Below are 13,337 nucleotides of genomic sequence, written 5' to 3'. Positions count from 1 at the left end.
TGCTTTCTGCTCTGAGATAACGAATTAGTCTGCAATGCGTCGAAGATTGCTGATTTCGAGTATCACCGAAGCTTTATCGATAGCACTTTCATGTTGTACCAGATCGAAACGCCAGCCGACACGGCTTTCATCGATTTCTCTCTGGTAATCCCGACCTTTTTGAAAAAGAGCCTTTGAACCCTTGGTAAGCCAAGGTTCAGCCAGCTTGAAAAGATCGTTCAACGAGGCGAGTGCGCGGGCGGTTACGACATCCGGCACGTCGATTTTATCCCACATTGCTTCAATGCGGGCAGAGTGAATACGTGCTGGCACAGCCAGATGGCCTGCAGCTGTACGAAGAAATGCAGCTTTTTTTCCCGCGCTTTCGACCAGATCAATCGAAGCACCCTGAACTTCCTTCAGAAAGCAGGCGGTTACGATACCGGGAAAGCCGCCGCCAGATCCGAGATCAAGCCATCGCTTAGCGTCGGGAGCGAGCGGAAATATCTGCGAACTGTCGAGAATATGGCGGCTCCACAGGTCCGCAAGGGTAGAAGGTGACGCCAGATTAATGGCCGAAGACCACTTGCGAAACAGCTCTTCAAAGGCAATCAGCCGCTCATTTGTTTCACGTGAAACACCGGGAACAATAGTTTTCAAGCTTGAATAACGGCTATCCACAGTCATGCTACGCTTTTCCCGGCGTTTAGTTCAGCAGCAGCACGCTCACGCGCGCTATGCTTCTTAATATGCGTGATAAGCAGAGCAAGGGCTGCAGGTGTAATACCTTCAACGCGCTGCGCTTCTGCAATTGTCTCCGGCATACGCTGTTTGAGCTTAAACTTGAGCTCGTTAGAAAGACCGGAAATCGCATCAAAGTCCAACGACGCAGGTATGAAGAGACGCTCTTCCCGCTCCATCACAGCAATATCGCTTTGCTGGCGATCCATATAGACCGAGTATTGAGCTTCGATTTCCAGCGCTTCCCGCGTGATCGAATCAATCGTGTTCAGCTCTGGCCAGATAGCCTGCAGCTTCTGTAGATCAATATCCGGATAGGACAGAAGATCATAAGCCGAGCGACGCACACCATCCTGATTAAGATGGAGCTCATAACGACTTGCCTGGTTCGGGGTAATCGTGAGTTCCTTCGTCAAATCGCGCGCTGCCGACAATGCGTCTTGCCGTGCTGCAAACTTCTCGCGGCGCTCCGACCCAAGAATGCCGAGCTGATCGGCCAGAGGTGTGAGCCTTTGATCAGCATTGTCAGCACGCAAAGACAGGCGGAATTCGGCGCGTGAGGTGAACATGCGATAAGGCTCGCTTACACCACGCGATGTCAGATCGTCGACCATAACACCAATATAGGCTTCGGTGCGCTGAATGATAACTGGCTCGCTGCCCTCTGCCCGCTTTGCAGCATTAAGACCAGCAAGGAGACCTTGTGCGCCTGCTTCTTCATAACCGGTCGTGCCATTAATCTGGCCTGCAAGGAACAGACCAGTCACGCGGCGCGTTTCCAGACTGCGCTTCAATTCGCGCGGATCGATGAAGTCATATTCAATTGCGTAGCCAGGCTGCAACATAATTGCCTTCTCAAGACCGGGAATAGTCTTGAGATAAGCAAGCTGTACTTCCTCCGGCAGAGAGGTCGAAATGCCATTTGGATAGACGGTATGATCGTCCAGCCCTTCCGGCTCCAGAAATATCTGGTGCCCATCGCGATCACCAAATTTGACGATCTTGTCCTCAACGGATGGGCAATAGCGCGGACCGACCCCTTCGATAGAACCTGAATACATTGCAGACCGATGAAGATTGGCACGAATAATTGCATGCGTTTCAGGTGTCGTGCGTGTGATACCGCAATCAATCTGTGGGGTGGTGATCTTGTCAGTCATCAATGAGAATGGAACCGGGTCTTCATCTGCCGATTGCATATCAAGGCTCTGCCAGTCAATCGTTCGACCATCGAGACGCGGTGGCGTCCCCGTCTTCAGGCGACCGACAGCAAAACCTAAACCGCGCAAAGTATCCGACAATCCAAGCGCCGGGTTCTCACCCATACGACCGGCCGGGATTTTCTTCTCACCAATATGAATAAGGCCGTTCAGGAATGTCCCGGTTGTCAGGACCACAGCCGCACAAGTCAGCGCGCGACCGTCACCGAGAATAACCCCGGTGATAGCTCCGTCTGTTACGCGAATATCTGAAGCGCCGCCCTCAACAACCGTCAGATTATCCTGCGCCGAAATAAGCTCCTGCATCGCAAGCCGATAAAGCTTGCGGTCAGCCTGTGTGCGCGGACCACGAACGGCTGGACCTTTACGACGATTGAGCAAACGGAACTGGATGCCTGCCTTATCTGCAACACGACCCATCAAGCCATCAAGCGCGTCGATCTCGCGAACAAGATGGCCTTTGCCCAGACCCCCAATCGCAGGATTGCAGGACATCACGCCAATCGTATCGAAGCGATGCGTGACGAGTGCAGTGCGCGCGCCAGCGCGAGCGGAAGCTGCCGCAGCTTCGCAGCCTGCATGTCCACCACCAATGACGATAACATCAAAAGCTGTCGCTTCGGCAGAACCTATGTTGTTCATACTGATGCTTCCGAATCCAATCTAGGCATTCCCAGCAAAAGTGCCATGCAGCTTTGCGTTGGATAATGCGTAAGGCAAAGAGGGAGAGCGTATCAGAAAATGTCGCCAATCGGAATCGCTCTGGAAAGCAGTCTCTTTGACATGATTATGCTTTCAACGGAAGGGGTAACCCGACCGAGGTGCGATCAACTCTTTGATAAATTTGATACGAAACTCGACTCACGGATGCGAACGGGAGTCAATAAGCCTATGCAGATTCCACAGATGTTTCACGTGAAACATTTCTTTGGGTCGCAAACGCAGCTCTCACTGTTTCACGTGAATCACTCATTTTCCGATGCAGAATTGCGAGAAAATAACATCCAATATTTCCTCAACGTCGACATCGCCTGTAATGCGTCCGAGATATTGCGATGCGCGGCGCATGTTTTCAGCGCGCAGTTCCAGCGGTAGATCATCTCGCTCTGCCGCTATTGAGATTTCAGAGATTGTTGATTGCAGCAGATTGATGTGTCTCTGGCGCGTTGGTACTGCGTCATTGATCAAGCCTATCCGTTCCTCGGCAAAGTATTGCAGGGCGTTCAGTAATTGATCGAGGCCATCAGCCGTCTTGGTGGAAATTTCAAACTGCCAGTCCGCAGAACCAGCAGCATTGCCAAGATCAGCCTTGGTTCCTACGGTCCAGATATCCGCACTGCCCTCTTCCAAAGTTACTGCAATCGGATTCTGCATATCCTCAAGCAGCAGAACCAGATCAGCCTCGGCCGCGCGTTCGCGGGTTCGTTCAATCCCGATACGCTCAACCTGACTGGTCGTCTCGCGCAATCCGGCTGTGTCCGTCACATAGACCGGGATGCCACCGAGATTGAGTTTAACTTCAAGCAGATCGCGTGTTGTACCCGCCTCTTCCGAGATAATTGCTATCTCCCTACCGGCAAGGAAGTTGAGCAGGCTCGACTTGCCAGCGTTGGGTGCGCCAGCTATGACGACATGCAAACCATCCCGCAACATCGCAGCTCGTTTGCCGCTTTCAATGTGGCGGGTAATTTCACTTTGCAGAGACTTGAGTTGTTCCCATACTTGCCCCGAAACAGAACCAGGCACATCACTTTCATCTGAGAAGTCGAGTTCAGCCTCAATCAATGCGCGGGAGCGAATAAGCTTCTGACGCCACTCTGTATAAAGCTGACGCTGCGCTCCAGACGCGACTTGCAATGCAAGGCGACGCTGGCCTTCCGTCTCCGCCGCAATCAGATCGGCCAAACCTTCAGCAATCGTCAGATCCATCTTGCCATTAGTGAATGCGCGACGGGTAAATTCACCCGCTTCCGCAATTCGGGAATTCGGGAAAGTGCTGAGTTCTTCCAAGAGCTTTTCGACCACTGCAATGCCGCCATGCAGATGAAACTCCGCGCAATCCTCGCCGGTAAAGCTGTTCGGGCCCGGAAAGAAAAGTGCCAAGCCCTTATCGATCGCGTCGCCATTACGCGTTAGAAAAGTCTTATACGCAGCGTATCTCGGTTCAATGGCCTTTCCAAGAATCGTTTCGATAACGAATCGAACTTCTGGGCCGGATATGCGTACCACCGCCACACCGGAAGGCAGGCGTCCACTCGACAAGGCGAAAATCGTGTCCTGAAGATGTTGCGGCTCGCTCATTTGATTTCCCGTTCTATATAGATGACTACGTGATATTCATTCGTGTCAGGAAAGAAAAGGCTTATGACTGATATCAGCAGCAACAGGCTCGGCAGGGAGCCAAGCGCTTATCTTCGTCAACATGCCGATAATCCGGTTCACTGGCAGCCATGGGGCAAGCAAGCGCTGGATGCTGCACGCGAACTGAACCGCCCTATCCTGCTTTCCGTCGGTTATGCGGCATGTCACTGGTGCCATGTAATGGCGCATGAGTCTTTCGAGAACCCGGAAATCGCGGAAGTCATGAACGCGCTTTTCGTAAATGTAAAAGTCGACCGCGAAGAACGACCGGATATCGACCAAATTTATATGGCCGCTTTAAGCGCCATGGGGCAGCAGGGTGGCTGGCCGCTCACCATGTTCCTGCGCCCCGACGGTAAGCCTTTCTGGGGTGGAACTTATTTCCCGCCGAAGGCCCGGCATAACATGCCCGGCTTCGTTGATGTGCTCAACGCCGTCAACAATCTCTGGCAGGGAAATAAAGAAAAAATTAACCATAATGCCGAGGCTGTATTCAACCATCTGGAAACCCAGTTGGCTGCTCAAAGCGAAGCGCGCGCCAATGAAGTGACACGCTTTAACGAAGTCGCAGACCGTATCTATGCCATGTTTGATCCGGTACGTGGCGGCATAGATAATGCGCCCAAGTTCCCCAATGCACCCTTCATGGATGCCTTATGGCTGTCCTGGCTCTATAATCGCGAGGTTTCACATCGCGACGCGTTTCTGCTTTCTCTCAGAACAATGTTGCAAGGTGGCATTTACGATCATCTGGGCGGCGGGCTTTGCCGCTATAGCGTCGATGCCGATTGGCTGGTGCCGCATTTCGAAAAGATGCTGTATGACAATGCGCAGGTCATTCGCCATGCGACCTACGCCTATGCGGAAACGCAAGATGATTTGTTCCGCATCCGAATCGAAGAGGTTATCGATTGGCTGATGCTTGAAATGCGCCTGCCCGACGGAAGTTTTGCATCCAGTCTCGATGCTGATAGTGAGGGTGAGGAAGGCAAATTTTATATCTTCACCGGTAGCGAGATTGATGCCGTCCTCGGTGATCAGGCTGAAAGCTTCAAATCCTGGTATGGCGTGAAGCCCGCAGGCAATTTCGAAGGCAGCAACATTCTCAATCGTCTTCACGCTGTCGGCGAACCGGCAATGCTCCCGCCGGATATAGAAGCTTCGAGACAGAAGTTGTTGGCTTATCGCAGCCAACGCATCCGCCCCGGACGTGACGAAAAGGCACTGACAGACTGGAACGCACTGGCAATTCGCGCACTGGCTGAAGCGGGGCGCAGTTTTCAAAGGCAGGACTGGATCGAATATGCCGTCAACGCTTATCGTTCGATAGGGTCATCTTTTCAGGATGGTCGCATGGCGCATTGCCGGATGGATGACGTGTTACTCTACCCTGCCCTCTCCACCGATTACGCAGCGATGATCAATGCTGCCCTGTCACTTTTTGAAGCGACAGGAGATCGAACATTCATCGTTGATGCTGTGGCACTTAAAGATGCACTTGATGCGGCCAATCGCGATGCATCAGGCAACTATCGGCTTTCTGCGCTTGATGCGGAAGATGTCATTCTCCATGCCTATGGCGATTATGACGAAGCAATCCCCAGTGCTACAAGCCAGATCATTGAAGCTTTCACGCGCCTGTTTCTCGTGACGGGTGATCTGCATCTTTATAATCAGAATGAGCGTCTGGTTGAACAAGCCATGGGCCGCGCTCTGGTACAGCAATATGGTCAGATCGGTATTTTGAACGCTGCCCGCTTTGCAGCCGAACCATTATCTTTGGTCATTGCCGAGGAAAGCAGTGAGGGCGAACTAAGCTTGATCGCTCAACACAATCCTGATCCGCGGCGGGTCGATAAGTTCGTTCCGTTTGAAGCCGGTAAAGCGATTGAACTTCCAACAGGCGGCACCGCACATGCTGATAAACCTTCAGCGTGGCTCTGTAAGGGGCAAGTGTGCCTTGCACCGGTAGAGACCCAGGCTGCACTCGAAATCCTCCTCAGAGGCCATTCTTGAGGTATTATAGCATTTCCAGCAAAAGTGCGAAGCGGTTTTGCGTCGGATAATGCGTAAAAACAGATAGTTGCAGCGGTTCCAACGATTCAATCCTAACTGGAACCGCTGTATTGATTAAACAAAAACGCCGCGCTGATTTATCAACGCGGCGTTTTCTATTAATTGCAATCTTTGGTTTACGTGTTCATTGAATCGAAGAAATCGCCATTGCTCTTTGTCTGCTTGAGCTTGTCGATGAGGAATTCGATCGCGTCGGTTGTTCCCATCGGTGCAAGGATACGGCGCAGAACGAAAATCTTCTGAAGATCGGCGCGTGGGACGAGCAGGTCTTCCTTACGCGTACCGGACTTGAGAATATCCATGGCCGGGAAGATACGCTTGTCTGCAACCTTGCGGTCGAGAACGATTTCCGAGTTACCCGTGCCTTTGAATTCTTCAAAGATCACTTCGTCCATGCGCGAGCCGGTGTCGATCAGCGCCGTTGCGATGATGGTGAGCGAGCCACCTTCTTCGATGTTACGGGCTGCACCGAAGAAGCGCTTCGGACGCTGCAATGCATTTGCATCCACACCACCGGTCAGAACCTTACCCGATGACGGCACAACGGTATTGTAGGCGCGTCCCAGACGGGTGATGGAGTCGAGAAGGATCACAACGTCACGGCCATGTTCGACCAGACGCTTGGCCTTTTCGATAACCATTTCAGCAACCTGGACGTGGCGCGATGCCGGTTCATCGAAGGTCGAAGAAACAACTTCACCCTTCACCGAACGCTGCATGTCGGTCACTTCTTCCGGACGTTCGTCGATGAGAAGAACGATCAGATAACATTCAGGATGATTTGCAGTGATCGAATGAGCGATGTTCTGCAACAGGACCGTTTTACCGGTACGTGGCGGAGCGACGATCAGACCGCGCTGGCCCTTGCCGAGTGGTGCCACGAGATCGATAACGCGAGAAGACAGATCTTTGTTGGTCGGAACTTCAAGTTCCATCTTGAAGCGCTCATTTGGGTAGAGCGGCGTCAAGTTGTCGAAATGGACCTTATGACGGATCTTTTCAGGATCTTCAAAGTTGATTGTGTTGACCTTGAGAAGCGCGAAATAACGTTCGCCTTCCTTGGGGCCACGGATCGGACCTTCTACCGTATCGCCGGTCTTCAGCGAGAAGCGGCGAAGCTGGGAAGGAGAAATATAAATATCGTCAGGACCCGGGAGATAATTGGCGTCGGCAGAGCGCAGGAAGCCAAATCCGTCCTGCAGCACTTCAACAACGCCCTCGCCGATAATTTCGACGTCTTGAGCAGCAAGGCTTTTGAGGATCGCGAACATCAGTTCCTGCTTGCGCATCGCGCTCGCATTTTCGACCTCAAGCGTTTCGGCAAATGCCAGCAGCTCAACCGGGGTCTTATTTTTAAGTTCTTGTAGTTTCATTTCCTGCATGTGTGAGGAACTCTTTTGAAATTTAAGGAGAAAATGCAGTTGTTCGGAAAGGTGGGTCACTTGAGTTGTGACCGGCATCGAAGGCCTGCTGTCATGGTGGGAAGAGGACTCATCCATACCGGTTTGCAGCATGAAGAGCAAGTGTCACATAAGGTGTGTCGGTCTTTTGTTCAATAGGTAAAAGCTAGTGCGAGTCTCAGAAAATGGAAAGTGGCTTTGCCGAAAATACCCGGAGCCAAATAAAAATACCACTGTCTAAAGTTTAAACTAGTCAAAAAACCTCGCCGAAGCGAGGCTCAAAGATATAGCTTTCCTATCGCCTCGCGCGAAGAATGTGTTTCCAAACAGTTCCGCCAAGAAACTTATTGAATAGAATAAAGTAAGCGACGATCACGACAATCAACAGAACCGCCGGACCCCCAGAGAGCTGGAATCCATTCTCGGTCAAACCACCGAGCAATGCCCCAATAACATAGCCGCCAACAAAAAAAATCGATAAAAAATCAAATATAGCCGCTAAAACTATACGCCATGTTGCCGGTTGTGGCTTTGATACTGAATCCAAGATACCCCCATGATCAGCCTGTTATCTGCCCGAGGCAATAATCATGTCGACCAGAACTTGTCTAGGTCAAATAAAAAAGCCCGGTTTTTCTCCGGGCTTTCATTCTTTAAAGCAGGAAAATTGGAAATCAGAATGGTTTCACGATCACTAGAATGACGATGAGTATCATCAGGATTGTCGGTACTTCATTGATGATTCGCCAATGTTTGGCCGATTTTGTGTTCTTATCCTGCGCAAAAAGGCGCGTGGCTTTGGAAAGATAGCCATGCAGGCCCGACAGCAGCACCACGAGCAGAAGCTTTGCGTGCAGCCAGCCACCCTGAAAACCGAAAATTTCCCAGGCCATCCAGAGACCGGCAATCCACGTTACAATCATAGCGGGATTTATGATGAAACGCAGCAACCTGCGCTCCATAATCTTGAAGGTTTCGGACGTTTCAGAGCCGGGTGCTGCGGCGCAATGATAGACGAAGAGCCGCGGCAGATAGAGCATTCCCGCCATCCAGGCGATAACGGCAATGACGTGGATCGCCTTGACCCAAAGATAAGCATCAGCTGGATTCACGTGAAACAATCCCCATAAACCGAGTATCACAACCACCAGAGCGACGATGGTTCGGATCAGAGCGGCCTTACCGCTGTTTGTTTTGTCAGAAGCCACCATCAGTAGCCTCCACGAACTCGATCAATCATGCGCTGAACATTCTCAATCGGTGCCTGTGGCGTAATTCCATGGCCCAGATTGAAGATCAGTGGACCCTGCCCGAGATTTTTGAGGATCGCATCAACGCCTTCGTCCAAAGCTTCGCCACCGGCCACAACGCGCAAGGGATCAAGATTTCCCTGGATAGCGCCTTCGGTCTGAAGTTCACGCGCAAAGGAATTCGGCACAGACCAGTCGAGGCCCAGAACGTCAACGCCGGTTTTTTCACGATAGCCCGCGTAAAGCATTCCGGCACCTTTCGGGAAACCGATGATGCGGGCTTCGGGATAAACCGCCCTCACCTTTTGCACAATGCGGGCCACCGGACGAACACAGAAGCGTTCAAAGCAATCTTCATCCAGAACGCCGGACCAGGAATCGAAAATCTGCACGGCATCCGCACCTGCATCGAGCTGTTCAATGAGATATTCGGCTGAAACATCTGCCAGATCATTCAAAAGCTTTTCAAAGGCTTCCGGGAAGCGATAGGCAAACAGGCGGGCGGGAGCCTGATCTGGAGTGCCATGACCGGCGATCATATAGGTCGCAACGGTCCAGGGAGCGCCACAGAAGCCCAACAGCGTTGTTTCCTCGGGTAACTGCTCGCGGAGCAGCCGAACCGTCTCATAGACCGGCTCAAGGCGTTTTGCGACACCTTCTGTCTCAAGCCAGAAGATTTCATCCGCATCAATCGGTGTCATCAAAGGCCCTCTTCCTTCTTCAAAGCGAAGGTCTCGTCCAAGGGCGTGAGGGACAACCAGAATATCTGAAAACAGAATGGCTGCATCAAAGCCAAAACGGCGGATAGGCTGAAGCGTCACTTCGACAGCCAGATCGGGCGAATAGCAAAGGTCGAGAAAGCTTCCGGCTTGTTTGCGCACTTCGCGATATTCAGGAAGGTAGCGTCCGGCCTGACGCATCATCCAGATCGGTGGTGGAAAGACTGCCTCACCATCCATCACTTTCAAGACCTTGCGCTTCATTGCATTCCACCCTGTTCGATCGGTTTTCGTTATCTCGTCTGAAAGTTTTCCCGTCTGGCTTTCATAAAGAAAGGATGATTCAGGAATCTTTTGATTCTTAGAGTCTGTTGGAATCGGGGATTAAGGTTTGTCCGTCTTTTCCCCACAGTTCCTCTCGGGCCATCTATGCCTGTGCGAACATTCACCGATAGTCTGAACAAAAGCAATGAAAACTCAAATCTTTCATTGAATATAAGGAGTTACCAATTGCCGCAGCTTTGCACAATTTGTGGATAGGCTGGGTATATCGCAAGGTTTTCCAAATGTTACGAGTCTTGTCCACAATCGCTTTTGAAAGCTTCACACATGTTGGCTCGCTGTGGATGACTTGCCAAGTTTCCCACCGCCTGCCATGGCTTGTGGATGGAGCCTCCAATTTACGCACAGTCGTCAACAGGGAGGGGAGAAAACTGTGACCAGACCGCTTTCTTACTTTCATCTTCATCTGATTTCTGATGCGACAGGAGAGACTCTCCTCGCTGCAGGGCGTGCTGCGGCGGCTCAATATGCCAATGCGCGCGCGATTGAGCATATCTATCCGCTCATCCGAACAGAGAAGCAGCTGCGCAAAGTTCTGGAGAATATCGACGCTGAACCGGGCATTGTTCTCTATACAATTGTCGATCAGAAGCTCGCGGCCATCATTGATGAAACCTGCGCCGAAATGGGCGTACCGAGCGTTTCGGTGCTCGAACCGGTGCTCAATACGTTTCAATCTTATCTGGGCGCGCCAGCGCACCGCCGCGCCAGTGCGCAGCATGTGCTTAATGCAGATTATTTCCGCCGGATCGATGCGCTCAATTTCACGATGGAACATGATGATGGGCAATTGCCGCCGGATATAGAGGAAGCGGACGTCATTCTTGTCGGCATTTCGCGAACCTCGAAAACGCCCACAAGCATTTATCTCGCCAATCGCGGTATCAAGGCGACCAATGTGCCGATTGTGCTTGGCATCCCCCTCCCCGATCAGCTTTTTACTGCAAAGCGTCCGATGATCGTGGGGCTTGTTGCTACGGCTGAGCGCATTTCGCAGATCAGACAAAACCGTCCACTCGGCAATGTGCCGTCGCTTGATACCGGACTTTATACAGACCGCGTTTCAATTTCCGAAGAACTGGCTTATGCCCGCAATCTCTGTAACCGGCACGGCTGGCCGATCATTGATGTGTCGCGCCGGTCAATTGAAGAAACGGCGGCTGCTATTCAATCTCTGCTGCGCGAAGGCAGGAAGGAAGACCTGACATGACGACAAAGCTTATTCTCGCATCCAAAAGTCCGTTTCGGTCGGCACTGCTGAAAAATGCCGGCATCGAATTTGTCGCCGAAAGCGCCGATATAGATGAGCGCTCGGTTGAAGCGCCGCTTTATAAGTCGGGCGCTACGCCGGAAGAAGTCGCACAGGTTCTGGCTGAAGCAAAAGCTTTGTCGGTCAGCGAAAACAATCCCGATGCGGTGGTGATCGGTTGCGATCAGACGCTTTCGCTGGGGGATGAGATTTTCCACAAGCCTGTGGATATGGAAGCAGCGCGGCGCCAGTTGCTGCAGTTTTCGGGCAAGACACACCAGCTCAACAGCGGCGTGGTTCTGGTTAAAAACGGCGAGACGCTGTGGCGTCATGTTTCAGTGGCACGAATGACGATGCGCGATCTCGATCCGGGTTTTGTCGGTCGTTATCTCGGTCGGGTTGGCGACGTTGCTCTTTCCAGTGTTGGCGCTTATCAGGTCGAAGGTCCGGGCATTCAGCTTTTCGAAAAAATCGACGGCGATTATTTCACCATCGTCGGACTGCCGCTTCTGCCCCTGCTTGATGAACTGAGGAAGGAAAATCTGATCGATGGCTAATAAGGCATTTGTCACGGGCTTTCCGATAAAGCATTCGCGGTCGCCGCTCATTCACGGCTTCTGGCTGAAAGAGCACGGCATCGAAGGCTCTTATGAAGCCATTGAAGTGCTTCCTGAAAATTTTGCCGAATTTGCTGCTTCGCTCGCAAAAAACGGCTTTGCCGGCGGCAATGTCACGATCCCGCATAAGGAAGTGGCTTTCGCAGCCGTTGACAGCCATGATGCGGCAGCGGCGGCAATTGGCGCGGTGAACACGCTCTGGTTCGAAGATGGCAGGCTTTGCGGCGGCAACACTGATGCCTATGGCTTTGCTGCCAATCTCGATGCGCTGGCTCCAGGATGGGACAATGCCGATACCGCTCTGGTGCTTGGCGCAGGTGGTGCGGGACGCGCGATTGTACACGCTTTGCAGACACGCGGGTTTTCGCGCATTGCCATCGTCAACCGCACGTTAAGCCGCGCTGAAGAACTGGCAAGCCATTTCGGCGAAGGGGTTTCTGCTCATGGATGGGATGCGGCGCAGGCTTTGGTCAAAGATGCAGGTCTGATCGTCAACACGACATCGCTGGGCATGAGCGGACATGGTGAGCCGACAGAGTTTCCGCTTGATCTGAGCGAGGCGCAGAAATCAGCTGTTGCGACCGATATTGTTTATATTCCGCTCAAGACGCCGTTTTTGGCCAGCGCTGAAGCAGCGGGTCTTAAAACCGTCGATGGGCTTGGCATGTTGCTGCATCAGGCGGTTCCGGGTTTTGAACGCTGGTTTGGCAAAAGACCAGAAGTGACAGAAGCACTTCGTAATTATATTCTGGATGATATGAAAAAGGCTGGTGCTTTATGATCATCCTCGGACTGACCGGCTCTATAGGCATGGGAAAAACCACTGCGGCAAACATGTTTGCCGACAATGGTGTGCCGGTCTATAGCGCTGACGATGCCGTGCATCAGCTTTATTCGGGTCGGGCGGCCCCCCTGATCGAAGCCGCCTTCCCCGGAACGGTTGTGGATGGAACTGTTGACCGGACAAAGCTTTCGAGCGCTGTCCTCGGCAAACCAGAAGCGCTTAAAAAGCTCGAATCCATCATTCATCCACTCGTGCACGAAGAGGAAGCCGCTTTTCTTGCACGCGCGCGTGCGGATGGCGCCGATATCGCGCTGATTGATATTCCGCTGCTGTTTGAAACGGGTGGCCAAAACCGTGTGGACAAAGTGGCTGTTGTTTCCGCTCCTGCCGACATTCAGCGTGAGCGTGTTCTTTCCCGCGCAGGCATGACGGAAGCGAAGTTCGAGGCCATTCTGGCCCGGCAGATGCCGGATGTTGATAAGCGTGCGCGTGCTGATTTCGTCATCGATTCTTCAGGCGACTTTGAGGAAACGCGAGCACAGATCAAAGCCATCATCGCTGAATTGCGTGGAAAGCTTGTCAATCCATCCTGAGCTTCG

At 52.2% G+C, this 13,337-nt stretch carries 11 protein-coding genes; 5 read left to right on the top strand and 6 right to left on the bottom strand.

The window, feature by feature from the left end; all coding sequences use genetic code 11:
* Nucleotides 1-24 precede the first annotated feature (24 nt).
* From rsmG to mnmE, 3 genes are all read right to left on the bottom strand, one after another.
* A complete protein-coding gene (rsmG, locus tag ABWV94_RS06695) occupies nt 25-666 on the bottom strand; it encodes a 16S rRNA (guanine(527)-N(7))-methyltransferase RsmG (protein WP_113485565.1) in 642 nt (213 codons plus the stop codon).
* Entirely contained in the window at nt 663-2,573 is a 1,911-nt protein-coding gene (gene mnmG, locus ABWV94_RS06690) for a tRNA uridine-5-carboxymethylaminomethyl(34) synthesis enzyme MnmG (RefSeq protein WP_353412942.1), read from the bottom strand. Before mnmG ends, rsmG begins: the two co-directional genes overlap by 4 nt.
* A 336-nt stretch (nt 2,574-2,909) precedes the next feature.
* Entirely contained in the window at nt 2,910-4,241 is a 1,332-nt protein-coding gene (mnmE, locus tag ABWV94_RS06685; RefSeq protein ID WP_353412865.1) for a tRNA uridine-5-carboxymethylaminomethyl(34) synthesis GTPase MnmE, read from the bottom strand.
* 63 nt (nt 4,242-4,304) lie between these two features.
* On the opposite strand from mnmE, the gene ABWV94_RS06680 reads away from it, so the two are divergent.
* Nucleotides 4,305-6,317 (top strand): thioredoxin domain-containing protein, encoded by a 2,013-nt coding sequence (locus ABWV94_RS06680; protein WP_113500150.1) that lies wholly within the window; start codon nt 4,305-4,307, stop codon nt 6,315-6,317.
* 176 nt (nt 6,318-6,493) lie between these two features.
* On the opposite strand, the gene rho is transcribed toward ABWV94_RS06680, so the two are convergent.
* From rho to hemE, 3 genes are all read right to left on the bottom strand, one after another.
* Nucleotides 6,494-7,759 carry a transcription termination factor Rho gene (gene rho / locus ABWV94_RS06675; protein WP_105519054.1) on the bottom strand — a complete coding sequence of 422 codons (1,266 nt, stop codon included), beginning with the start codon at nt 7,757-7,759 and terminating at the stop codon, nt 6,494-6,496.
* Between the two features lie 692 nt (nt 7,760-8,451).
* On the bottom strand, nt 8,452-8,988 hold the full coding sequence (gene hemJ / locus ABWV94_RS06670) for a protoporphyrinogen oxidase HemJ (protein WP_113496173.1): 537 nt from the start codon (nt 8,986-8,988) through the stop codon (nt 8,452-8,454).
* Nucleotides 8,988-10,010, bottom strand: a complete 1,023-nt coding sequence (gene hemE / locus ABWV94_RS06665; RefSeq protein WP_079212460.1) for a uroporphyrinogen decarboxylase — start codon at nt 10,008-10,010, stop codon at nt 8,988-8,990. Before hemE ends, hemJ begins: the two co-directional genes overlap by 1 nt.
* A gap of 451 nt (nt 10,011-10,461) precedes the next feature.
* Between hemE and ABWV94_RS06660 the strand changes: the two genes are divergently transcribed.
* Genes ABWV94_RS06660 through coaE form a run of 4 tightly spaced genes read left to right on the top strand, consistent with a single transcriptional unit; the run spans nt 10,462 to nt 13,331 of the window.
* On the top strand, nt 10,462-11,298 hold the full coding sequence (locus tag ABWV94_RS06660; protein ID WP_113496172.1) for a pyruvate, water dikinase regulatory protein: 837 nt from the start codon (nt 10,462-10,464) through the stop codon (nt 11,296-11,298).
* Nucleotides 11,295-11,894 carry a Maf-like protein gene (locus ABWV94_RS06655; protein WP_113496171.1) on the top strand — a complete coding sequence of 200 codons (600 nt, stop codon included), beginning with the start codon at nt 11,295-11,297 and terminating at the stop codon, nt 11,892-11,894. The genes ABWV94_RS06660 and ABWV94_RS06655 overlap by 4 nt, the downstream gene beginning before the upstream one ends.
* Complete coding sequence (locus tag ABWV94_RS06650; protein ID WP_113496170.1) at nt 11,887-12,735, top strand: shikimate dehydrogenase; 849 nt, start codon at nt 11,887-11,889, stop codon at nt 12,733-12,735. The genes ABWV94_RS06655 and ABWV94_RS06650 overlap by 8 nt, the downstream gene beginning before the upstream one ends.
* Complete coding sequence (coaE, locus tag ABWV94_RS06645; RefSeq protein WP_105519057.1) at nt 12,732-13,331, top strand: dephospho-CoA kinase; 600 nt, start codon at nt 12,732-12,734, stop codon at nt 13,329-13,331. Before ABWV94_RS06650 ends, coaE begins: the two co-directional genes overlap by 4 nt.
* Nucleotides 13,332-13,337: the final 6 nt, after the last annotated feature.

The organism is Brucella sp. NBRC 12953, from assembly GCF_040369775.1.
GTDB classification, from domain to species: Bacteria; Pseudomonadota; Alphaproteobacteria; order Rhizobiales; family Rhizobiaceae; genus Brucella; species Brucella pseudogrignonensis.
Note: the sequence above shows the minus strand (reverse complement) of the source record. Positions and strands in the feature narration are given on the sequence as shown.